Genomic DNA, 24,101 nt, shown 5'->3' with positions numbered 1-24,101 from the left:
AGCAATATGAAAAAAGCTTTAAATAAATATTGGACCAAAGTATCTATAATACTGGCAATGATTTTTATGATTACTGCCTGCGAAAATAATTTTGAAACTGGCGGATTTGATGTGAGTTCGCCTTCAAATGTACTTTCTTTTAAACTAAACGGAGTTTCAGGAAGCATTGATCAAACAACAGGAAAAATTACTGTTGTAATGCCTTACGGATCAGATATAACAGCTATAAAGCCGGAAGTTGTTTTTGAAGAAGGAGCAACGTCCAATCCAGAATTAAATTCAGCAATGAATTTTACAAATCCGATTAAATTCAGAGTAGTTAATGGAAATTTGTATAAAGATTATACAGTAACCACAACTGTTTTAAGTCCGATTAAGAGTTTTAAGATAAATGGTGTTGCAGCTACTGTAAACGATATTAATAAAACTATTAATATGACTTTGCCTGAAGATACTGATTTAAGAGCGCTTAAACCCCTAATCGAAGTTACAACGGGTGTTATAATTTCACCTGTTTCGGGCGCAACAATTGATTTTACAAATGCAGTCACTTTTGTAATAACATCGAATGGCAAAAGCGTTAACTATACAGCAAATGTTGGAGTTCCGGTTACAGGATTAACAGTTGCATTTTTAGGAACTGCGGCTACAAGATCGGGAATTACAAACATGGATGAAGTTACGGCTTCAAACTGGCTGTTTGATAATTTTCCGGGGGCTAAATATATTTCGTTTGAAAGTGTACAAAGCGGTGCTGATTTAAGCGATATCGATGTGATTTGGTGGCACTTTGATTCGGCTACAAATTTACCTTCTGTAGCTTATAATCCTGCGGTTACAAATGCATTGAAAAATTTCAGAACAAATGGAGGAAACCTGCTTTTGACTTCTTTTGCTTCGCAATATGTTGATGCTTTAGGAATTGTTCCTTCAGGAAAAGGACCAAATAATGTTTTTGGTGATTTTCCTCCAAATGGATTTGTAGACGGTAATTCATGGGGAATGTCATTTGTTGGTCATGAAGGCCACCCAATATTTCAAGGCCTAACCACTTTTGAATCCGGAAAAGCCAATTTATTGCAAAGCGGAACTTTCAGATTAAATCATACAGCATGGTGGTTTTTACCAGAATGGGGTGGATACAATAATGGAGAAGGTTGGAGAAACCAAACAGGAGGAACCAATCTGGCAAGTGAAGCCTGGGATAATGAATTGAACGGAAGAGTTACAATTGCAGAATTCCCAAATACAAGTACGAATAAAAATGTAATTGTAATTTCTATGGGAGCTTACGATTGGTACAATGAAACCAACAGCAGTGGAGTGCCAAGTCAGGCAAATGAGTTTATTACAAACATTAAATTGCTGACACAAAATAGTATCAATTATTTAGCGGCAAAATAAATCACTTTGAATTTAATAAAAATGAAATATAGAAATATAATCACAATCGCCTTTGTCTTCTTTTCACTGGCTTCGTGCAGTCAGGATGAAAATTATATAGGAGGTTCGATTTCAGGAGGCAATTCTGAAATAACAAGTGTTTTTCCTGTTCCGCCCGCGCAATGGATGGGTGCAAACGACCCATATTACAGTGCTGGTTATACCGGAGATATTATGCCTTTTTTCGATAACGGAAAATTTCACATTTACTTTCTGCATGATGCGCAGAATAAACCTGCGGGAAAAGGATTTCATGATATTCATGAATATCAGAGCACAGATTTGGCCCATTTTACTTATGAAGGTCAAACAATTCCTTATGGCACAACGCTTGAACCGGATTTTGCCATTGGCACCGGGTCAGTTGTCAAAGTGGGCAATCTTTATTATTTTTATTATACAGGGCACAATGAAAATCCGGCTTTTGCACAGTCGAATGCAAGAGAAAGTGTGTTATGTGCAACCAGCAGCGATTTGAAAAAATGGACAAAAGTTCCATCTTTTAAAATTACAGCTCCGGCGGGATATTACAACTATGATTTCAGAGATCCGCATGTGTTTTATAATGATGAATTGAAAAAATATTCAATGTTAGTGAGTACACAAACAGAACCTGGAAGAAAAGCCGTTTTGTTACATTTTACAAGCGCTGATCCTGCATCAGGAAAATGGGATGTTCAAGCTCCAATTTATACCACAACGCCTGAAGATAATTATCTGATGATGGAATGTGCGGATATTTTCAAAATGGGAAGCAATTGGTATTTAATTTTTTCTGAGAATTGGAGTGGCAATAAAGGAACGCATTACAGAATTTCATCATCAATAACTGGTCCATGGACAAAACCGGAAAATGACAGAATTGATGGAGAATACTTTTACGCAGGAAAAACGGCTTCTGACGGAAATAAAAGATATGTTTTTGGATGGAATGCCAGAAAAACGCCTGATAATGATTTAGGAAATAAAGATTGGGCAGGGAATATGGTTATCCATGAATTGATTCAGAATTCAGATGGAACTTTAGGAACTCAGTCGCCGAAATCGGTTAAGGATTTATTTTCGAAAAAGAATACTACTGCAGAAGTAGATGCAATTTCATCTAATGCAACAACCAATAATGGAACTTATTCTTTATCTGGAGAAACAGAAAAAGCAATGGTTACTTTTAAAAGCGTTGGAAAGAAAGTCAAAATAAAAGCCGAAGTTACTTTAGCGAAAGCTAGTGGAACAACTGGATTTGTTTTTCATACCAATGATACAGGAAGTTATTATAAAGTGGTTTTGGATATTGCTAATAGTAAAATAAGCGGTTATAATTCGGCTTCGCAGGAAGTAACCCGTTTACCATTTGCATTTCAGACGAATGTAAAATATGATGTTGAAATAATTACTGAAGGAAGTGTTGTCATAGTTTACATAAACGGAAAAGCAGCTCTCACAAATCGCGTTTACGGAAGAGACAAAAATAAATGGGGTTTAATTGCTGAAGGACAAACGAGCACAATCTCGAATCTTCAGATAACCCAGCCTGAATAAGAACAATAATAAAATATTTTAGAATGAATAACGGAAAAAACCTTAAGGCGGTGGCATACGGAGAGGTACTTTGGGATGTTTTTGCCAATGAAAAAAAGATTGGCGGAGCACCATTGAATGTAGCCTTGAGAATGAAAACGCTGGGTTGCGAAGTAGCTATGATAAGCTGTGTAGGCAATGATGAAGATGGGAGAGCAATAAAAGAGCAAGTGAAACAACTGGGACTTGAAACGGATACAATTGTAGTTTCTGAAGATTTTCCAACTGGTTTGGTCAACGTAACCTTAAATGAGCGCGGATCGGCAAGTTATGAAATCAGTTACCCGTCTGCATGGGATAAAATTGAATTGAATGATTTGGCGAGGAATTCAGTTGCTAATGCGGATGTTTTAATTTATGGCAGTTTAGTTTGCCGAGATAACGTTTCAAGGCTTTCACTGGAAGAAATGCTGCAAAAAAAAGTCTATAAGGTTTTTGATGTGAATTTAAGAAAACCGCATTATTCTTATGAAATGCTGGAACGCCTCATGCAATCAGCTGATTTTATAAAGTTTAATGATGAGGAATTATTAGAAATTACTGCTGCTATGTCCTCGCCGTTTACAAGTCTGAAAGACAATATGAATTTTATAGCTGAAAAAAGCGAAGTAAAGGGAATGTGTGTAACGAGGGGCAAACACGGAGCTTTGCTGATGTGGGAAGGCCAACTTTATGAAAATGAGGGATATCCTGTTGAAGTTGCTGACACCGTAGGTGCCGGAGATTCATTTCTGGCGGCTTTGATAGCTTCATTATTAAGTGGAAAAGCCCCTCAGTATTCAATTGATTTTGCTTGTGCAGTTGGTGCATTAGTGGCTGAATCTCCTGGAGCTAATCCTGAAATTTCGTTTTCCAGAATTGAAAAAATGATGTTAAAAATTAAAATTTAACTTTTATGAAATTTAAATGGAATATGAGTTATGTGTTTTTAAAATTCGAATTTTATTAAATACTGTAAGTTTTTCGAATTTTGTTTAAGTTTTTAATTACTTAATTTAAGTATTTGTTTTTTGAAGTAAAGCCTGATATCTTTTAGATATTAGGCTTTTATCGTAATATTATAAAATTTGGAAGCAAATACATGCAGGATATGCACTGGATTTCGGGAAAGTAATATAAGCCAATAAGAAGGAAGGTAAACTGATTTTGTATGCATAAATAAAACTTTCGGGCGAAGCGTGGCTGCAATTTAAAATAATCAACAATACCTTATATCAGGATGCTACTTTTAAACCACTGGGACTTATAGGTAAAATATACTGGTATTCTGTCTTGCCGTTTAACGGTTTGAAATTAGAATTTATGGGAAGCTTCATTTTATGCTATTATTAACAAAAGCCGGTAATTACCGGCTTTTAATTCGCTTTTTGTTTCATATTAACAATGTCCCGCCATCGATAACCAGGCTTTGTCCTGTTCCGTGCTGTTGTTTCATCAGATATAAAAATCCTTCGGCAACATCTTCAGTTTCTCCCACTCTTCTCAGGAGGAGAGTATCTGCATAATACCTATACATATCCTCGCGATCGGCTTCGGACATTGCATCCCACAAATTACTTTTTAAAACACCCGGCACTACACAATTAACCCGAATAGGTGCTAATTCAACAGCCATAGCCCTTACAAAAGCCTCCATGGCTCCGCATATGGCCGAAGCCACTGACCATCCTGCTCCCGGACGTGCATTGGCGGTTCCACTAGTCAGGGAAATAGAACCACCCTGATTTATAAAAGGCGTAGCATATTTTACCGCCGCAACCGAACTCCAGAAACGCAGGTCAAAAAAAGATTTTGTCGTATCAATATCAGTTTCACTAATAAGTTTTAATTGAAGATTCTCACCAGCTGTATAAACCAAATGGTCAAAATTTCCAATTTTCGTAAAGAAGCTTTCAATATTATCCTCCTTGCTTAAATCTATAGCAAAGCCTTCTGAATTTTTAGGTAGCTGACTTAGAGCATCATTGATGCGATCCTGGTTACTAGATACTATAATAACTTTTGCTCCCTCTTGCGAAGCAGCGATAGCAGTAGCTAATCCAATGCCGGAACTGGCGCCCAATAAAATGATTTTCTTACCTGAAAGGGTTTTTAAATTTGTATTCATAAAATTAAATTTAGATAAATGGAGATTAGTAATAATTAAAAAGAGCAATTGGCATTATCGATATTTCTTTAATTCCCGTTATTTAATTATGATTGCAAATCTCCTGAAAATAAAACTTACGACACTTAACAAATGGTAAAAACGAATCGGGTTTTTTGTCAGGTATTATTCAAAATTAAGTTATAATTTTGATTGCCTAACTAATTTGGATCAACATGCCGGTCATAACTAATAGCCTCATTTCTTTTTTGCAGCAGTATCATGTATTTGAAGAAATTGAAAAAGAATTAATTTCAGAATATTTTATGGAAAGCAGCCATAAGGAAGGAGATTATCTTTTTCATTCTGGGCATGTACCAGATGAATTATTCTTTATCAGTTCGGGTATCCTCAGAATTTTAGTCCATAATGAAAAAGGTAATAATGTGACCCACTTCTTTTTAAAAGAAAATCAATTTTGCACGATTTTAAACAATTTCAAGAATGGGACAATTGCTACAGAAAGCATCCAGGCAGCTTGTGATACCCGGGTTTTTAGAATTTCAAAAAAACAACTGGAAGTACTTTATTTAAAGATTCCTGCTATTGAATCAATTATAGCACAAACTATTCAGCAAACTCTTTTAGACAAGATTCTGATCCGGAATAGTTATTTGGGACATGATTCGACAACTAAATATAGAAAATTTAAGGAGCAGCAGCCTGATATTGCATCTCGTGTATCGCTAAGTGACATTGCTTCATATCTTGAAATAACACCACAATCTCTGAGCAGAATTCGAAGGAATATTAAGTAAAATAGTCACCTCATAAAAGAGAAATAAACCATTTTTTTGCATCATTAGAACAACAAATCTATAAATACTCAATAAGAATAGTAGTCTACCTATTTTTTTTGAATAATTTAATTGTTTTTAATTTTGAAGAGGGACGCTCTGTTATTCGAATATAGGTAGAGAAGAGTTTGATTTTAAGGAATTAAGTGTCATGTGAAGAGTTATGCGCCACGATTCTGCCATAAAACTCAAAGTATCGCTTCTGCCCTTGGTAATGATCTATTAATTTGTATCTTAATTGTATCTCAAAGTATTTTATTTTGTTCATAACCGAAAAGTTAATTTCTGGGAGTGAAATTAACTTTTGGTCGAATTGGCTGTTTTTTAATTTGTAATATTCGAGTATGTAAAGCAAGAACGTAGTGAATTAGAACGAAGATATATAGGATTTTTTTTAGTAATGATTCAAACTAAAGCTTATAAATTGCTTTTATTCAGTGTTTTGAACTAATGCACCGATTCTGCACCAAATTCAAATTAATACTCTGTTTATATTTTATCTTCTATTAGTCTTTTTTTGGATATCAAGTCAATTTTGGGATTACGTATCTTCATCTTTTTCGTTTAGAAATTTTCTTACTTGAACATATGCGATTTTTTGTAGAAATTCTAAAATCTCTTCTGCTTCTTCCAGAGTAACATTCTTTCCTTCATCACTAAGCATTTTTTGAGCTTTATTAGCTGTAATTTTTCCTCTATATTTTTCTTCTTCAATTTCCATAAACTTAAATTAATGTTAAGATGAAGGTAATGATTTTTTATAATATCAATGTTTACAGAGTTTTAAAGATGGTTTGTATACTGTAGAGTTAACTTAACTGGATTTACAAACCGTTTGTTTTTATAAGTTAAAGTGGGTTAAATTATGTGAACAAGGCATAAAAAAAAACGCTAAAACTAATGTTTTAACGTTTCTTTAAGAGTGACCTCTACGATACAAAATCCAAATCATTTTATGCAAGATTTAAAGAAATTGGCTTATTTTCAAGTGAATTTGTAAGATAATTATTTTGTATTTTGATTCAGGAGCGGTTTGTATGTATCGTAGAGGTTAAATGTTAAAATATGTTTTATCGTCAGATTTCTAATTTTTCACAAATGATTAGCTTCTTGTAGATAGTGTTGTTCATATTCAAAATTTAAGATTATTAAAAAAATATAATTAGCTAGTTAATAAAAAATTTGATTATAAATAATTTAGAGTCTATAAAATTTTTTATCTGATTCATTTTAGGTTATATAAATTTGATACTCGAATTGAAATTAACTTAAAATCATTAAATATTTGAAGTATGGTATCATATAAATTTGAAGATCTACCTAATCTAATTGGGGAATTATTTGTGAAAAATGAAAATATTGAAAAGCTTTTACAAGAATACAAATTAAGCAATAGTTTAGAGCGAGATGAGCTTCTTACTGTTTCTGACGCAGCAAAAATATTAAAATTGTCTGTCGTACTATATTATACTAAGGTTTGCAAGAATGAGATTCTGGCAAATAAGCAAGGGAAGCGTGTGTATTTCTATCGGACAGAATTACTGGATTGGATCAAATCCGGACGTATTAGAACTATATCTGAGATTCAGCGTGACGTTGAATCAAATATCAATATTAAACAATCAGGTAGGTAAAGTTTCATATTAGATATAACAATAGAAATTACGAATGGTATTGTCTAAGGTTATTTGATATTGTTTTGAAATTTTTCTTGCAGATGTGCCTCTTTTCGATGCAGAAATTAGCAGTCCAGTGTTTACTGGGCCTAACAGATTATGAGGTACAATAAAGTACTAATCTGAACAAAATATCACAAAATAACACAAATAAACTTTTTTAGAATTTTCAATCGAATGACCGTATTTTGTCAATTTGTAGAAGTATATTTTTAAGAACACATTAACCCAGAGGTTGATACAAATCAATTAAATTTTATTATAATAATTTTTATTATTAATTTATTACAAACTACAGACAAACTCTTCTTTTTATTACTAAATCATACTTTGATGAGAAAAAAACTCCGTTGCCTTTATTTTAATCCCAATGATATTAGACTTTCATAAATGTTTTTTAGAGAATAGGGACACCAATAGGTACACTTACAAAATTTTATAATTAGTTATAAAGATAAAGTATAAGGTAAATTAAACTGGTTATAATAATATACTTATAGCTCTAATTGGATAATTCTCGAACCTTTTTCTGGATGATCTAAAGATTTCAATACCTAAATTATTTAAATTTAATATTATTGGAATTTCCACTTCGACTATATGAAACCTCCAGAATTAATTTTGATTTTGGAGGTTTTTTACTTTTAAAAAATAAAGTTCGTCAGTATTTATTGGGCAAACAAGAAAGTAAAACTAAGAATGAGGTTTTCCGTAAAATTTTAACAATTGTCTATTGTAGTTTTGCACTCAAAATTAAATTTTATCAATTCTATATTAAATTGCATATGAAAAAACTTTACTTAATTAGTTCTCTTTTCTTACTCTTATTACCTATCAAGATATTCTTTGCGAAAAATCATATGGAGGAATCCATTCAGATTACCTAATTGATGTACAGAAAACAGTAGATTTTAGATTTATTCTGATAGATAGTTCATCATTTCAAACTCATATTTGAAAGAAATTAATATATCGAAGACAAATTAAAATAAAATTAGCATGAAAATAAAATTAGCTTTCTTAACACCAATCTTATTTGTGACATTTTTAAATGCTCAGTTATATACTCCGGGTGGTGTAATTCAGGGTATATCGACTAATTCTAATGTGGGTATTGGAACAAGCACACCAAATGCCAAATTGGAAGTAGACGGAGTAGTTAGATTTGGCAATGGTATAAACAGTATAGGAAATTTAAGTTATGGTACAAGTTTAATTACACTGGAAGGATCTTCATCTAATACTTCTATTGCTATTTTGCCAAATGGCACAGGTAATGTAGGTATAGGAACAACTTCACCAATAAGTAAATTAGATGTTATTGGTAAAAGAAATATTTCTAGTTTAGGAAACAGTACTCCAGTATTAGGTTCTTTGATTGGAGGATTTAATATTTCAGCTGATGGCTCTAATAATTCCTATGGTATGCAATCAGGGTTTTATAATAATGGAGCATATTGGATTAAAAGTCAAACAAGCGATGGAAGTACAAAGGCTTATGATATATCATTAAACCCCTTAGGCGGTAATATTGGAATTGGAACGATAAACCCAGCAAATAAACTAGAAGTAAACGGAACAATCCACTCTAAAGAAGTAAAAGTAGATATGAACGGCTGGTCTGATTTTGTATTTAAAAAGCATTACGCTTTACCAACACTTCAAGAAGTAGAAAAACATATCGCTGAAAAAGGTCATTTAGAGAATATTCCAAGTGAAAAGGAAGTTTTGAAAAACGGTATTAATTTGGGAGAAATGAATTCTAAACTTTTGCAAAAAAATGAAGAGCTACTTTATATATAATACATCAAGAGAAGAAAAATTCTTCACAATCTGAAGAAATCGAATCATTGAAAAAGAAAAACAAAAATTTTGAAGAAATATTTGAACGTCTTTCTAAAATTGAATCTCAAATAAATAACACTACAAATTATGAAAAATAAGCTGATTTTTATCGTTTCACTAATTTTAACTGTATCAGTTAACGCACAAATTTATACTCCTTCAGGTACTATTCAAGGAGCATCGGGAAATAATAACATAGGGATTGGAACTAGTACTCCATCTACTAAATTAGATGTTTTAGGGACAGTAAAAATTCAATCTTCAAATTCAAATTATGACGAAAATTTAAGATTACTTCCATCTCTCACGAGTGATTATTCTAGTATTGCTTTAGGTGCTGTTAATGGTAGTGCTGGAACTGGAATTGGACAATGGACTCTTATTAGGTATCCTGCTGTAAATAATTACATGTTTAGTTTACGATATAATTCAACTGACTTTTTAAATATTTTAAATAACGGAAATGTTGGTATAGGAAATAATGCTCCTAATGCTAAGTTTCATGTAAATGGAGGAGATATAATAATTAATAATAATGGTTCAGGTATTTTAAGAGGAGATAATTACAATTATGGTAGTGGTGGAGCGATAAAAGTAAATTCGTCTAATAATGTTTCCGAACAATACATTCAATTGGGTAGAGGATTAAGCGGAACAGGTGCCTTTTCTCCACATTTAACCGTTATGTCAAATAGTGGGTATGTTGGTATTGGAATTACAAATCCAACGAATAAACTAGACGTCAATGGAACCATTCATTCCAAAGAAGTAAAAGTAGACATGAATGGTTGGTCTGATTTTGTATTCAAAAAAGATTACGTTTTACCAACACTTCAAGAAGTCGAAAAACATATTACGGAAAAAGGTCATTTAGAAAATATTCCAAGTGAAGAAGAAGTTTTGAAAAATGGAATTAATCTAGGAGAAATGAATTCCAAACTTCTTCAGAAAATCGAAGAGCTTACCTTATATATGATTGAACAGAATAAAACTATTGAAGAATTAAAACAAGAAATAAAAAATATTAAATCAAAAATTTAATGAAAAAAATAATTACTCTCTTATTGTTTGGAATTTTTTTTTTAGCAAACGCACAACAAAAAATAACTTTCGGATATGACTCAGCGGGAAATCAAATTACCCGTGTTTTATGCCTAAGCGGATGTACTCCTAGTTCAAAGCCTGCCAAAGAAATAAAAGAAATTGAAGCCATAACAGAGGAAGATATGCTTAAATTTTCTGAAGAAGATGTCGTCTCATATTATCCGAATCCTGTGAAAGAAGAACTGTATTTGAGATGGCAGTTAATAAACGACAACAAGGTGTTCTCAATTATAGTTTATGGAATGTCAGGCCAGATTTTACAGACATTATCCAATACAGATAACACAGATAATCAGACCATCTTTTTTGGAGATTACCCTAGAGGAGTTTATCTAGTGGCTCTTAGATATAAAAACGGAGATGAAAAAACTATTAAAATTATTAAGCAATAGACTCCTATATGAAACGATTTTACTTTTTTCTTATATCTATAAGTTTTCATTTATTCTTGTCGGCACAATCAACAGAAGTCGGCAGTACTCCAGGGGAATTATCAGTTTCTTTGTCTGGTGCCGCAAATTATACAATTCCAATCGCCGTCCCACCCGGTATAAATGGAATTGTACCTCAAATAAACATTTGTTATAGCAGTCAAGCAGGGAATGGTGTCGCTGGGTATGGATGGAATATTGGTGGATTGTCAACAATTGGGCGTATTGCCTCTACTAAGTTTCATGATGGAATCATTGATCCGGTTGATTTTGATAATCTTGATAGGTTTGCTTTTAACGGACAGCGACTTATTGTGAAAAATGGTACTGCTGGGATTTATGGAGCAAATAATACAATATATGAAACCGAAAATTTTTCAAATGTTAAAATTTCCTCTTTTGGCGTTCATCCAAATGGGGCTAGTTACGGACCGGCATATTTTTTAGTTGAATATCCTGATGGCTCAAAAGCCTACTATGGAAATTCATCAGATTCAAGATCACTTACGGATTGGGCAATTACGTATTGGGAAAGTGCGCAAGGCGTGCGAATTTCTTATAATTATACACAGAGTAATAATGTACTGGATATAGCATCTATAAAATATGGAACTTTAACCACAACAGCTCCAATTAATGAAATCAATTTTAATTATGATGCTAGGCTTAGACCAGAGCAAGCATATATTGGAGGAGAAAGTTTTACAAAAACTAAAAAACTTTTAAATATTAATGTTTTAGGAAATGGAATAGGATATAGAAATTATTATTTCGATTATAAAACGACTTCAGAGAACTATCAGCAATTGGACCATATTACGGAAAAAAGCGGTGATTTATCAAAAAGCTACAATCCTATCTCATTTGAATATGGAATGAGTTCTGAAACTATTTTACCTAAAGCTAGTACTTCTCAAACTGCATTAGGAAATATTAACTCATTAAATTCTGCAGTTGTATCAGGTGATTTTGATGGAGATGCGAAAATGGATTTCATTTTATATCCTACAACAGGTATAAACGCAAAAAAAGATTTTTGGCTTTTTACCAATGTCGGAAAAAACTCTTTAGTTGTACCATCTAAAATATCATGTGGTTATTTTTCAGCAATTTTTGCTTCGACAGGATTGACTAGCAATAATAAACAGTATTATTCTCAAGGTGTGACTATTGCACAGCCAGATACGGGTTCTGATGCTGTAAATTTCACAACATATAATATTATATCACAAGGGATGGGGCCAGATCAATTGAAAAAGGCTTATTTCCCTGAAAGATGGATTTCTAACTGCAATTCTTCAATTAATCAATCGCAGGCTAAATTATACTTCAATGGGGATTTTAACGGTGATGGTCTGACAGATGTTATAGCATTAGATCAAGATGTGCAGGAACTCTTTTGTCAGCCCGATCCTTATGGGGGACCAGATGAATTTATTTATTCTACTAATACAACTGGCCAAATATATTTTGTTGATTTGGATAGAAGAAAAGCAGTGAATTTTGTAAATTTTGCTGGAACATTGCAAGAAAGTTTTTTAAGCTATGACAGCAAAATTGAAACATTTGATGTAAATGGCGACGGAAAGACAGATATTCTTCATTTTAAAAATGGAAAAGTATATGTTTATGATCTTGATAATAATAATCAGTTGAGATTGTTATGGCAGACACCGGATTTAGATATTAAAATTAGCCAGTCAATCTTGCCAGGTGATTACAATGGGGATGGAAAAATGGATTTTATTATAACTAAAAGTTTTGGCCAGTTTGCTTATGATTATATTAAATATTTATCTAAGGGGGATGGATTTGTCAAGATTCCGCAAGCTTATGCCTTCGCAAATATGGGAACAAGCGAGGATACTCAAGCTATTTATACATGTGATTTGATTCCTTTGGATATAGATGCTGACGGTAAAACGGATATTATTCAATTTAGATCAATTTATGGGAAGCCCATGAATACGGGAGGTACAATGGTAAATGTATTTAAAAATACTAACTCTTCGTTTACGGCGACAGCAATACCAACTTATCAGACAACTCCATCGGCGACATTTAAAAGCTATCCTGTTCCAGTGTTTTTATCACCAAAAACAAACAACCAGTATTTGTCAGTTGGTGTAATAAGCGATAATTAAATGTACACTTTTGATTCTCAGGATGATTTCAGCCTAAAAGGTTTGCTGAAAAAAGTAACCGATGGAAATGGAGTAATGCAAACAATTACTTATAGTCCATTAATACAAGATCAATATGAACCATTTTATACACCAACGATGTTTACGGAAACGTTTCCAAATATTGATATTGTTGCTGCGCCAAATTTTAAAATTGTGACAAAGTTGGAGCAGCAAAGCGTTGGTCAATATAAAAAACAAATTTTCAGGTATTTAGGAGCAGTCTCAAATACGGAGGGAATAGGTTTTATTGGTTTTCGATCTACGATGAAAACTGACTGGTATGCTGATGAGTCTAAAATGATTTCTAATGTGTCCAGGTTTGATATTTCTCAGCGTGGTGCAAATATTGAAAATTACAGTGTTCTTGGTTATCATGATCCATTATTTCCAATGACAAATCCGATTTCAAGAATAATCACAAAAGAAAATTATACGGTCGCTACTTCAGATAATTTAGTTGCTACACAAAGAATTGTTTTAAAGCCAAATACTATCATTCAAGCAGGAAGTACATTTTCAGCTAAAATAGTTGAAGAATCAAACAATTCAACAAATACCCCTACAGATTTTATTACAAAATCAATCCTTACTTATGAAAGCAATTTATTACCTAATAAGGTTTTTAAGTTGCAGAATACTGTAATAAATCAATTTAATAATTTGGAAGGGACTAGCAATGAAACTATCAATACTTATGATGATTATAATAATGTAACTAACGCTAAAATTCTCGCTAAAGAAGGTTCTACAGTTGTCCAAACTAGTATTTCCGATATCGTTTATCAAACACCTACGATATCTCCATACATTTTGGGACGACCAAGTTCCAAAACTCAGAATGTTTCTGTAAATGGAGACAGTATGTCAAATAAGGAAGTTTATACCTATAATGGTAATCAGCTCCTAACAATTATTGAAAAATCAGGTACTGGAACATCAACAATAACTGAAAAAAATGATTATGATAATTTTGGCAATATTACACGGAAAACTATAACAGCTCAAGGTTTGACTCCCAGAGTCACAAGTTATGAATATGATTTATCAGGTAGGTTTTTAACGAAGAATATTGATGTTGAAGGGTTGTTTAAAACGTTTGACTATAATTTAAGTTCAGGAGTTCTAAATTCGGAAACTAATCAAAATAGATTGACAACAACTTATGAATATGACAAGTGGTTCAAAAAAACTAAAACGATCGATTATTTAGGAAAGAGTAATAGTTATGTTTATACGCGGAGCTCTGAAAAAAGCATAATAACTAATAATGGTGATGACAACAGCAGCATTGAAGAGACTTTTGATGATTTAGGAAGGAAAGTCAAGACAAAGACTAAAGATGTAGCGGGCAATTTCTCATCTGTTGATTATTTATATGATATATATGATAGAAATTATAAAATCAGCGAGCCCTATTTTGGAAGTAGCACTTCACAATTTAACGAAATTCAATATGATGTATATGGTAGAATAACGAAAAGCATTTCTTTTAACGGAAAAATTGTTGACAATGAATACACTCCTGCTAGTACAATTGTAACTATTAAGGAAGGCTCTAAAAGAAAAATTGTTATAAAGGATGCTATAGGGAATATCACCTCTATGACTGATACTCCAGGAGGAACGGTTACTTATAAATATTTTGCTAACGGAAAATTAAGGGAATCTGATTTTGGAGGTGTAAAGACCACAATAACACAAGATGGCTGGGGAAGAAAAACTAAATTAGTAGATTCTTCGGCAGGGACATACAGTTATGAATATAATGATTTCGGCGAAATTGTAAAAGAAACAACTCCAAATGGAACTACCTCATATCTATTAGATGAAGTTGGCAAGTTAAAGGAAAAGACTATAGTTGGTGGTGCTGTTAATAATTCGAAAACTACATATGTTTATGATGGAGATACAAAATTATTGATAGGTACCACATTTGAAGATTTTTTAAATGGAACGACTATAACGGAAGATTATGGTTATGATAGTTCTAAGAGAATCAATAAAAAAATCGAAACAACGCCTTATGCTAAATTTACAAAAGATTTGACTTATGACGCATTTGGAAGAATTTACACTGAGACTTCAACAGCAGAGGCTGCAGGGAAATCTAGCTCAAAAAAAATAAGCAATACTTACAATAACGGTTCACATTGGCAGATTTTAGATGGTATTACAGGTTCGGTTTTATGGCAAACTAATACCTTGAATGCTAAAGGGAATATATTGACAGCTTTAAATGGTCCCATAAAAATTACAAATTCATATGATAATTATAATTATGTCTCTGAATTTAAATATGATTTGGCTGCAACTCCGACAACAAATGTTTTAACTCTAGGGACTGTTTTTGATGCTCAGAAAGGAAATTTGACAAGCCGTACAAATAATTTGTTCAACAGAAGCGAGACTTTTAAGTATGATTCATTAGATCGTCTGATAGAATATACTAATTCGGTTGGAAATCAGCAAACGCAATCCTACGATGAGAGGGGGAGAATTACGCAAAATAATGTTGGGGTATATAATTATTCAAATACCAAACCTTATCAGAATACTTCAATAGATGTTACACCAAATGCCTTAAGTTACTATACGGGAAAGCCAACGTTAAATGTGACTTATAATGCCTTCAAAAGTCCTGTGCAGATTGAAGAAGTTGGTGCTGACAAGGTTAGCTTTACTTATAATGATAGTAATAACCGTAGTGCGATGTTTTATGGTGGACTACAGGATGATAAATTGCAGAGACAGTTCAAAAAATATTACGCCGCAGATGGAACAATAGAAGTAAAACAAAACAACTCAGGAGCAGTTGAATTTCTGTTCTATATTGGAGGTGATGGCTACAGCGCCCCATTAGTCTTTAAAGATAACGTCACGTCACAAAATTATTTATATTTGTTGCGAGATTATCAAGGAACTATCACGGCTATTGTCAATCAAACAGGGGCAGTTGTTGAGAAGCGACTTTTTGATGCTTGGGGCGATATATTAAAAGTACAAGATGGTGCTGGAAATACACTTTCAGGATTAACAATTCTGGATCGCGGTTACACTGGTCATGAACATTTGCAAAGCGTTGGGATTGTACATATGAACGGTCGTTTGTACGACCCGAAATTGCACCGTTTTCTTCAGCCTGATAATTTTGTACAGGATCCTTTTAATACCCAGAATTATAATCGTTATGGGTATTGTTGGAACAATCCGCTTAGATATACAGATGCAAGTGGTGAATGGATTCACATTGTAATAGGTGCAGTCATAGGCGGAGTGATCAATTGGGGGGTTCATGGCTTTAGATTGGATATGGAAGGGCTGAAAGCCTTTGGAGTAGGGGCAGTCGCTGGTGCTGTTGGAGCAGCAACTGGAGGAGCGGCGTTTGGTTTGGCAGGAGGTGCAAGTGCTGGTGCGGGCGGTTTTGCCGCCGGAGCGTTTAGCGGAGGTGTTGGTGCAATATATTCATCCCAAATATTAAGTTTAGGAAATAATGCCTTTTTTGGAGATCCTTTAATGTCTGGAAAAGACATGATAAAAGGGATAGTTTTTGCGGCAGTGACTGGAGGTTTGATAAATGGAAGTGTTGCGTTATTAAATGGAAAGACATTTTGGTTAGGAACTACTCCTAAAGTAGCCGTGCCACCAATTACAATACAGCCAGCTGGTCTAGCAAAAGTAGAGGGTAGTAATGATATAAAAACCGGTGATTATAAAATTTCAAGTACTACTGAAACTGCAACATCACCAACTTCTCAAAATAATGTATCAAGTAATATTGATGTTAATAAGGGATATGTTGATTTGTCAAATAGACCTGAATTTAATAAAATCGCTAATTATCATCCACAAAACAATGGTGCCATGCAAGGTACCACCGAAGTAATAATTTTAGAAAAAGGTCTTAGAATTGACAGATTTGGTAGTGACTATGGTAGCTTTTTTTCTCCAGAGGGGACACCTATGCAATTTAGGGCTCTACCTCCAGGTAATACAGGGAATTATAATGTCTTTGAAGTGTTAAAACCATTTCCCGTTGAAAGTTCAGTTGTTGCTCCAGCGTTTTATCAAGTAGGGACAGGAACACAATATTTAGCACCTACTAATGCTAAATATTTACAAGAATTTGGATATATTTTAAAATTAACAAATTAAATGTTTTTTGTAGATGAAAATTGAAAGCTTAGATGAACTTAAGAAATTTATGTTGGACCATTGCTTTAACATGACTTTGTATGGAATAGGAATTTCACCAACTCATGATGGTTTTGGAATTGAAAAATGGGGGGAATTATTTGCATGGTACTATATTGAAAAAGGAAATAGGGATGTTTTAAAATATTTTCAAACTGAAAGTGAGGCAGCAAAATTTGCTTTTGATCAAATTATTAATGATAAATTTGCGAAAAGCCATTTTTTAATTTATTCGGATGATTTGCTTTTAATCAAAAACTTAGTTATAGATCTTAATAATAGGAATGTAGAGTTTTGGAGTGATGAAGTGCCATCATTTGGAAGAAATAAACTAACTCGAATTTTTATAGTTGGTTGTGATTTCTATAAAATTGATGATTTAAAGCGAAAATATAGTATTATTTAGCCATATTTATTCTCTCCTTTACAGGTAAAGGGCTATTGCAATATAGAGTAATTGATGGGATGGAAAATTTAAGTAGAATTAATGCCAAAATATTAGAGCAATCACTGATAAATCAAGCAGGAAAAAGTAATTTATTAAACATAAGAAATTCGATTGCACCAAAATATTGGCCTCAATACGGAATAAAACCTTAAGAAATGAAACGAGTAATGATAAAAAAAGGAGATGTTTTTTTTGTTAAAATAAATGAAAATAGCAAGCGCTATTTCCAATACATAACAAATGATTTAAAACAACTTAATAGTGATGTAATAAGATGCTTTAAAAAAACATACTCTTTAGAAGAAAAGCCAAATTTAGATGAAATAATAAAAGACGAAATTTTTTTTTATGCACACTGTGTAACAAAATGGGGTGTCAAATTAGGATATTGGGAAAAATCAGGGAATATAACTGATGTAGGGACATTTGAACATATTTTATTTAGAGATACAAATGATTATGGTACTATAAGAGGGCAAGAACCTATAAAAGTTTCAAATAGTTGGTTTGTATGGAGGATTGGGGACCTGAAATCAACATTTATTGGCAAGCTTGAAGGAGATAATAGAAATGCTGAAATTGGCATTGTTATGGACCCTGAAAGTATTGTACATAGAATAAAAACAGGCGAATATGATGGGTCTTATCCAGATTACGAATAAATTATTGTTAAGTACGCTCCCCATAGAGTTCTATTGAAAAGCTGCGCAAATGTCTCTGACTTTGCGCATTTTTTTGTTTCTTAGAAATTATAATCTTCTCAAAAGCCCCCTCTGCTGGCGCGAGCGTCTCGCTCGTGAACCCAATCGAAATCAATAAAAGTTATAGCCATTCTTTTAAAGGATGGCTTTGCTTTTTTTAAAATAAATTTTTTCCTTTGCTCACTTATGGCCGCTATTTGGATTAATTATCATAGAATCTGGCGAAGACAAGAATACTTGAGTGAGTTGGGGTAATGAAGAAAAGTATGATAGATAGATTTGTTTTTTCATGATATCAGCTAAATTTATCAGGGTTGCAAAAAGCTCTAAATAGACTATAAGCTAATGATGAGATTTATTATTTTCGAGTTTTATTTTTAATATTTTTTTTCACGCAAAAATTTAAATTTATTCTACGCTTATTTTATCAGAGTTAGTTTTAAGAGATTTGGTTAAAATTAATATATCGGATGTCAATTAAATATAGTCTGGCCTATCTTTATTAATTTGCAATTTATTTAATATTAGTATTTTATTTTTTTTTATGAAATTTAGATTTTTTTTACTTTTTTTTTGTATTAATTCAACATTCTGTTTTTCACAAGCAGAAGCTAGTGTTTGGTATTTTGGAGAAAATGCAGGGATCAAATTTCATCCTGACGGATCTGTCACAGCTCTTGTTGATGGGAAATTAAATACTTTAGAAGGATGTGCTACATTATCAGACACTAATGGAGATCTGATGTTTTATACTGATGGAATTACAATTTACAATAAAAATCATCAGGTGATGCTTAACGGAACTGGTTTAAAAGGGCATGCATCGAGTACACAATCTGCTACTATTGTACAAAAACCGGGTTCTTCAAATTTATTTTATGTTTTCACAACCGATGCAGCTGCTAAAGCAAATGGTTTAATGTATAGTGAAATTGATTTGAACTTAGATGGGGGGTTAGGTGCAGTAACAACGCTCAAAAATATTCCCGTTTACTCACCTACTTGTGAAAAGTTAACAATTGTAAAGCATTCTAATAATGTCGATTACTGGATTATTACACATGGTTGGGAAAGCAATACATTTTATGCACATTTGTTTACATCATCGGGTTTAAGTGCAACTCCAATTCTTTCAAACTCTGGTATTATTGTTGACAAAAATCGTGATAATACATTCGGTTACATGAAAGTATCGCCTAATGGAAAAAGGATATCGTTATGTCATCAATTCTTAACGAGCGTTGAGCTTTTTGATTTTGATAACTCGACGGGGATAATAAGTAATCCTAAAGTTATAAATAATGGTAATCAGCCCTATGGAACAGAATTTTCTTCAAATAGTGAGGTCCTCTATATCTCATTGCAGATAGCAAGTCAGATTTTTCAATATGATTTGAATGCAACAGATATTAAATCGACTGAAAAGTTGATTGCGAAAACTCCGAGCTTTTTAGGAGCATTGCAATTGGGACCAAATAACAAAATTTACATTGCAAATTATAATAGTACAAATCTGGGCGTAATTAATGACCCCAATATTTTAGGTTTGGGATGTGATTTACAGGCAGCGGGTGTAAATCTTTCAGGGAAAAAATCTATGCTTGGTTTACCAGCTTTCAACCAATCATTTTTTAATCCGTCTTTTAATGTGAAAAATTTATGTCTGGGAGAAGAATCAAAATTCACACTTGGACCAGGACCGGATGTCACAGCTTTATTTTGGGATTTTGGAGACGGTACAAGTTCAAATCAAATAAGTCCGACCCATAATTATACAATGCCTGGAAAATATACTGTAAAAGTTACCGCAACAAGCTCTCAAGGAGTAAATGTCAAGTCAAAAGATATAGTTATCTCCAAAGTTCCGACAGCAGCAAAACCACAAGCTATATTAGTATGCGATGACAATAATGATGGCTTTTATATTTTTGATCTGACTACCCAAGATGCAACTATTTTAAACGGGCAGGATCCTCAATTATATGGTATCACTTATTTCGTAAACAATACAGCAATAGCTTTGCCTTATTCGTATGTTAATAAAACACCTTATGGCGAAGAAATTATTACAGCTGAAGTTTACAACAAAGCAAATGGAGAATGCAAAAGCACTACGAGTTTTAGTATAGATGTTTTTGATACTCCTACACCTAATTTGTCTATAAATATATTAGATCTTACCAGTTGCGATAATATAACTGTCGGAAGTGATAGGGATGGAAAAATACTTTTCGATTTAACGTTGAGAGAAACATCTATTTTAAATGGGCAATTACCATCCCAATTTCTTTTGTCGTACTATACAGATGCCAACTTTACACAGTTGATCGCTTTGCCAAAGGCTTATCAAAATACAAATGCGACAGAAACTATTTTTGTAAAAGTGGCAAACAAAGACAATGCAAAGTGCACCGCTTCTACATCCTTCAAACTGGAAGTTTTTCCTTTGCCTGTGATTTCAAATGTAGTAAGCCTAAAACAGTGCGACGATGACATTGATGGTTTCAGTTCTTTTAATTTGGAAGAAGCTATTACCAAAATAACAGCTAATTCGGCAGTTGAAACGATTACTTTTCATAAAAGCTTAGCTGATGCTCAAAACAACAATAATGCAATTTTAAACCAGACAGCCTATCGTAATCAAACCGTCAGTACGGATAAAGTATATGTCCGAATAGTCAATAATAACAATTGCTACAGAACTGCTCAGATCAATTTAATTGTCTCAACGACTCAAATTCCAGTTACCTATTCAAAAACCCTTATACAGTGTGATGATGAAGTTTTAGGAACAAATAAAGATGGTATTGCTTTATTTGATTTGAACAGTGTGACAAATGATGTTGTCAAGATCTTTCCAGTCGGTCAGCTTTTAGATATTACATATTACCAAAATATTGAAGATGCTTTGTCAGAGAAAAATGCTATAGCAGACATTTCAAATTATAGAAATACAGCTTCTCCATATACCCAAAAAATATTCATTCGTGTCGATAGCAGGCTCAATAATGACTGTTTGGGATTAGGTGGCTACATTACCTTAAAAGTAGAACCTATCCCATTTATAAAAGCAATTCAAAGAATTCATTGTGACGACAATCAAGATGGCCTTTATGCATTTGATACTACAAATCTGGAACAAGATTTATTGCATGGATTAACTAATGTTAGCGTTGCATACATAGATCAGAATAATAGCCCATTGCCAAGTCCGCTGCCAAATCCTTTCATTACGTATTCTCAGATTATAAAAGTTGTTGTTACAAATAATACACCATCATTGTGTTCGTTCGATTCAACGATTTCTTTTATCGTAAGTGATTTGCCAGAAGCATTTCCAATTGATCCGAGACTCTTCACAGTCTGTGATGATGAGGATGATCCCTTGCTGCAAGATGGAAAATATGCTTTTGATACTTCAACTTTTGAAACTGCTTTACTAGGAACTCAAACCGGAATGATAGTTAATTATTATGACAATAATAATAATCCATTGCCAAGCCCGCTTCCAAATCCTTTTGTAACCGGTTCTCAAAATGTGAAAGTAGAAGTTGTAAATCCAAATAATACAAACTGTACTGCGAGTGCCGTAATTGCATTTGTAGTAAATCCTGTTCCGAAAATCAATCTAAACGGAGAAGAATTAGTGTGCAGTAATTTACCTACTTTTACCAAGCAGATTGATGCCGGGCTTTTAGATTTGAAAACAATGAATGATTACAATTATCAATGGTCTTTTAATGGAAATTTAATTACTGCTGAAACTAATTATAATCTAACAGTAAACCAGGAAGGGATTTTTACTGTTGAAGTACGTGATAAACAAACACAATGTGCAAGAATAAGAACAATAAAAGTATCTGCCTCTGATATTGCATCAAATATTATTGCAGTTGTTGATGAATCTAACACTATTTCCATTTCAGTTACAGGAAATGGTGATTACGTTTATGCATTAGATGATCAAAATGGTTACTATCAAAATGAAAAAGCTTTTTTAAATGTTCGGGCAGGTATCCACACTGTTTATATCAAAGATCAAAACGGATGTGGAACTGTTTCTAAAGAAGTTGCTGTATTTGGAATTCCTAAATTTTTCACCCCAAATCAAGATTCTCATAACGATTACTGGAATGTAGAAGGTATACAGGAAGTTTCGGATTCGAAAACTATCATTCAAATTTTTGATCGATATGGAAAATTAATTAAGCAAATAAGTCCGATGAGTCAAGGTTGGGATGGCACCTATTTAGGAACAAACATGCCGGCAGCTGATTACTGGTATGTTATAAAATTGGAAGATAATCGAATTTTTAAAGGACATTTTGCTTTGAAGAGATAAAATTAATTACTACTCAGTTTATACTAACTTGAAGTCTTCTCGATATTTTAAGTGATTGGTTAAAGTGACTCTATGATTGAATCTGGAAAAAAACTTATAATGTTTAATGCTTTGCAGACTTTTTAATTTAAAGTAAAAATATAACGGGACTCGAACCATTTTTCTATGCTAAGACAAATGTCTAAATTTTAAGAAAGTGAAGGAGAAACTCTCGAAAAATAAAAAAAGCCTGAGTTATCTATGTTTCTCAGGTCTCTAATTATTTGTAGTAGAAGGAATAGGACTCGAACCGTAATTAATGATTGTGATTTTCCTATAAGCTTGAAGGATTAATTTTAAAGCAAATCTAGCCGAAATTAGATTTTAGATCTACTTATTAAAATGGAATTTTATTTCTATTTTAAATTCATATTTTTCTACAAGTGGTTTAAAAGTTAATTTCTGGGAGTGAAATTAACGTTTGGTCGAATTGGCTATTTTTTAATTTGTAATATTTGAGTATGTAAAGCAAGAACGTAGTGAATTAGAACGAAGGTATATAGAATCTTTTTTATTAATGATTAAAATTGCTTTTATTCAGTGTTTTGAACTAAATGCACCGATTCTGCACCCAATTCAAATTAGTACTCTGTTTATATCGTATCTTTCGTTAGCTTTTTATAGCAAAAAAAAAATTAAGTCTAATTTTGGGATTACGTATCTTCATCTTTTTCGTTTAGAAATTTTCTTACTTGAACATATGTGATTTTTTGTAGAAATTCTAAAATCTCTTCTGCTTCTTCCAGAGTAACATTCTTTCCTTCATCGCTAAGCATTTTTTGAGCTTTATTAGCTGTAATTTTTCCTCTATATTTTTCTTCTTCAATTTCCATAAACTTAAATTAATGTTAAGATTAAGGTAATGATTTTTTATAATATCAATGTTTACAAAGTTTTAAAGATGGTTTGTATACTGTAGAGTTAACTTAACTGGATTTACAAACCGCTAATATTTATAGGTTAAAGCGGGTTAAATTAAATCGAAAAGGCCAAAAAAAAAAGCTAAAACTTTCGTTTTAACTTTTTTTTAATAGTGACCTTTACTGAACAATTTACAAACCATTTTATGAATGATTTAAAGAAATTGGCTTATTTTCAATTGAATTTGTAAGATAATTATTTTATATTTTCATTTGTAAGCGGTTTGTATGTATTGTAAGGGTTAAGTGTTAAA

General features: G+C 32.7%; 17 protein-coding genes. 14 read left to right on the top strand and 3 right to left on the bottom strand.

The features are described 5' to 3' along the window. The first annotated feature begins 6 nt into the window (after positions 1 to 6). From GQ47_RS01745 to GQ47_RS23050, 4 genes are all read left to right on the top strand, one after another. Positions 7 to 1,404, top strand: coding sequence for a DUF4960 domain-containing protein (locus GQ47_RS01745; RefSeq protein WP_035644087.1), 1,398 nt, complete (start codon positions 7 to 9; stop codon positions 1,402 to 1,404). Between the two features lie 21 nt (positions 1,405 to 1,425). Beyond that, positions 1,426 to 2,982, top strand: coding sequence for a glycoside hydrolase family 32 protein (locus GQ47_RS01740; protein ID WP_035644086.1), 1,557 nt, complete (start codon positions 1,426 to 1,428; stop codon positions 2,980 to 2,982). Positions 2,983 to 3,005: 23 nt separating this feature from the next. Beyond that, on the top strand, positions 3,006 to 3,911 hold the full coding sequence (locus GQ47_RS01735; protein WP_035644085.1) for a carbohydrate kinase family protein: 906 nt from the start codon (positions 3,006 to 3,008) through the stop codon (positions 3,909 to 3,911). A 268-nt stretch (positions 3,912 to 4,179) separates the two neighbouring features. After that, on the top strand, positions 4,180 to 4,353 hold the full coding sequence (locus GQ47_RS23050; protein ID WP_371199613.1) for a DUF2867 domain-containing protein: 174 nt from the start codon (positions 4,180 to 4,182) through the stop codon (positions 4,351 to 4,353). 40 nt (positions 4,354 to 4,393) lie between these two features. Here GQ47_RS23050 and GQ47_RS01730 read toward each other — a convergent pair whose 3' ends face one another. Then, positions 4,394 to 5,128 (bottom strand): SDR family oxidoreductase, encoded by a 735-nt coding sequence (locus GQ47_RS01730; RefSeq protein ID WP_035644083.1) that lies wholly within the window; start codon positions 5,126 to 5,128, stop codon positions 4,394 to 4,396. A gap of 215 nt (positions 5,129 to 5,343) precedes the next feature. Between GQ47_RS01730 and GQ47_RS01725 the strand changes: the two genes are divergently transcribed. Next, positions 5,344 to 5,925, top strand: coding sequence for a Crp/Fnr family transcriptional regulator (locus tag GQ47_RS01725; RefSeq protein WP_152560979.1), 582 nt, complete (start codon positions 5,344 to 5,346; stop codon positions 5,923 to 5,925). A 580-nt stretch (positions 5,926 to 6,505) separates the two neighbouring features. On the opposite strand, the gene GQ47_RS01720 is transcribed toward GQ47_RS01725, so the two are convergent. Then, positions 6,506 to 6,685 carry a hypothetical protein gene (locus tag GQ47_RS01720; RefSeq protein ID WP_035644081.1) on the bottom strand — a complete coding sequence of 60 codons (180 nt, stop codon included), beginning with the start codon at positions 6,683 to 6,685 and terminating at the stop codon, positions 6,506 to 6,508. Positions 6,686 to 7,256: 571 nt separating this feature from the next. Here GQ47_RS01720 and GQ47_RS01715 point away from each other — a divergent pair. From GQ47_RS01715 to GQ47_RS01675, 9 genes are all read left to right on the top strand, one after another. Beyond that, positions 7,257 to 7,598 (top strand): helix-turn-helix domain-containing protein, encoded by a 342-nt coding sequence (locus tag GQ47_RS01715; protein ID WP_035644079.1) that lies wholly within the window; start codon positions 7,257 to 7,259, stop codon positions 7,596 to 7,598. Positions 7,599 to 8,639: 1,041 nt separating this feature from the next. Continuing rightward, a complete protein-coding gene (locus GQ47_RS22760; RefSeq protein WP_051951284.1) occupies positions 8,640 to 9,443 on the top strand; it encodes a hypothetical protein in 804 nt (267 codons plus the stop codon). Between the two features lie 129 nt (positions 9,444 to 9,572). Continuing rightward, positions 9,573 to 10,526, top strand: coding sequence for a hypothetical protein (locus GQ47_RS22755; protein WP_051951282.1), 954 nt, complete (start codon positions 9,573 to 9,575; stop codon positions 10,524 to 10,526). Further along, positions 10,526 to 10,981 (top strand): T9SS type A sorting domain-containing protein, encoded by a 456-nt coding sequence (locus GQ47_RS01700; protein ID WP_035644077.1) that lies wholly within the window; start codon positions 10,526 to 10,528, stop codon positions 10,979 to 10,981. The genes GQ47_RS22755 and GQ47_RS01700 overlap by 1 nt, the downstream gene beginning before the upstream one ends. An 8-nt stretch (positions 10,982 to 10,989) precedes the next feature. Continuing rightward, positions 10,990 to 13,164: an FG-GAP-like repeat-containing protein gene (locus GQ47_RS01695; RefSeq protein ID WP_081909297.1), complete on the top strand. Its 2,175-nt coding sequence runs from the start codon at positions 10,990 to 10,992 to the stop codon at positions 13,162 to 13,164. Next, positions 13,165 to 17,358, top strand: coding sequence for a glycohydrolase toxin TNT-related protein (locus GQ47_RS01690; RefSeq protein ID WP_035644073.1), 4,194 nt, complete (start codon positions 13,165 to 13,167; stop codon positions 17,356 to 17,358). It abuts the gene before it with no gap. A 13-nt stretch (positions 17,359 to 17,371) separates the two neighbouring features. Further along, positions 17,372 to 17,803, top strand: a complete 432-nt coding sequence (locus GQ47_RS01685; protein ID WP_035644070.1) for a hypothetical protein — start codon at positions 17,372 to 17,374, stop codon at positions 17,801 to 17,803. 197 nt (positions 17,804 to 18,000) lie between these two features. Then, entirely contained in the window at positions 18,001 to 18,507 is a 507-nt protein-coding gene (locus GQ47_RS01680; RefSeq protein WP_035644067.1) for a hypothetical protein, read from the top strand. 583 nt (positions 18,508 to 19,090) lie between these two features. Next, on the top strand, positions 19,091 to 22,888 hold the full coding sequence (locus tag GQ47_RS01675; protein ID WP_035644065.1) for a T9SS type B sorting domain-containing protein: 3,798 nt from the start codon (positions 19,091 to 19,093) through the stop codon (positions 22,886 to 22,888). A gap of 692 nt (positions 22,889 to 23,580) precedes the next feature. On the opposite strand, the gene GQ47_RS01670 is transcribed toward GQ47_RS01675, so the two are convergent. Then, on the bottom strand, positions 23,581 to 23,760 hold the full coding sequence (locus GQ47_RS01670; protein ID WP_035644063.1) for a hypothetical protein: 180 nt from the start codon (positions 23,758 to 23,760) through the stop codon (positions 23,581 to 23,583). Between the last annotated feature and the right edge of the window lie 341 nt (positions 23,761 to 24,101).

The organism is Flavobacterium sp. ASV13 (genome assembly GCF_000745775.1).
GTDB lineage: Bacteria > Bacteroidota > Bacteroidia > Flavobacteriales > Flavobacteriaceae > Flavobacterium.
The sequence above is the reverse complement of the archived record's forward strand: the minus strand, read 5'-3'. Positions and strand labels throughout refer to the sequence as shown.

What these genes read in the sequence shown, in the direction of transcription:
- GQ47_RS01680 (WP_035644067.1), top strand. Translation starts at nt 18,001, where the DNA reads ATGAAACGAGTAATGATAAAAAAAGGAGATGTTTTTTTTGTTAAAATA.
- GQ47_RS22755 (WP_051951282.1), top strand. Translation starts at nt 9,573, where the DNA reads ATGAAAAATAAGCTGATTTTTATCGTTTCACTAATTTTAACTGTATCA.
- GQ47_RS01690 (WP_035644073.1), top strand. Translation starts at nt 13,165, where the DNA reads ATGTACACTTTTGATTCTCAGGATGATTTCAGCCTAAAAGGTTTGCTG.
- GQ47_RS01675 (WP_035644065.1), top strand. Translation starts at nt 19,091, where the DNA reads ATGAAATTTAGATTTTTTTTACTTTTTTTTTGTATTAATTCAACATTC.
- GQ47_RS01730 (WP_035644083.1), bottom strand. Translation starts at nt 5,128, where the DNA reads ATGAATACAAATTTAAAAACCCTTTCAGGTAAGAAAATCATTTTATTG.
- GQ47_RS01700 (WP_035644077.1), top strand. Translation starts at nt 10,526, where the DNA reads ATGAAAAAAATAATTACTCTCTTATTGTTTGGAATTTTTTTTTTAGCA.
- GQ47_RS22760 (WP_051951284.1), top strand. Translation starts at nt 8,640, where the DNA reads ATGAAAATAAAATTAGCTTTCTTAACACCAATCTTATTTGTGACATTT.
- GQ47_RS01695 (WP_081909297.1), top strand. Translation starts at nt 10,990, where the DNA reads ATGAAACGATTTTACTTTTTTCTTATATCTATAAGTTTTCATTTATTC.
- GQ47_RS01685 (WP_035644070.1), top strand. Translation starts at nt 17,372, where the DNA reads ATGAAAATTGAAAGCTTAGATGAACTTAAGAAATTTATGTTGGACCAT.
- GQ47_RS01745 (WP_035644087.1), top strand. Translation starts at nt 7, where the DNA reads ATGAAAAAAGCTTTAAATAAATATTGGACCAAAGTATCTATAATACTG.
- GQ47_RS01715 (WP_035644079.1), top strand. Translation starts at nt 7,257, where the DNA reads ATGGTATCATATAAATTTGAAGATCTACCTAATCTAATTGGGGAATTA.
- GQ47_RS01670 (WP_035644063.1), bottom strand. Translation starts at nt 23,760, where the DNA reads ATGGAAATTGAAGAAGAAAAATATAGAGGAAAAATTACAGCTAATAAA.
- GQ47_RS01720 (WP_035644081.1), bottom strand. Translation starts at nt 6,685, where the DNA reads ATGGAAATTGAAGAAGAAAAATATAGAGGAAAAATTACAGCTAATAAA.
- GQ47_RS01740 (WP_035644086.1), top strand. Translation starts at nt 1,426, where the DNA reads ATGAAATATAGAAATATAATCACAATCGCCTTTGTCTTCTTTTCACTG.
- GQ47_RS01725 (WP_152560979.1), top strand. Translation starts at nt 5,344, where the DNA reads ATGCCGGTCATAACTAATAGCCTCATTTCTTTTTTGCAGCAGTATCAT.
- GQ47_RS01735 (WP_035644085.1), top strand. Translation starts at nt 3,006, where the DNA reads ATGAATAACGGAAAAAACCTTAAGGCGGTGGCATACGGAGAGGTACTT.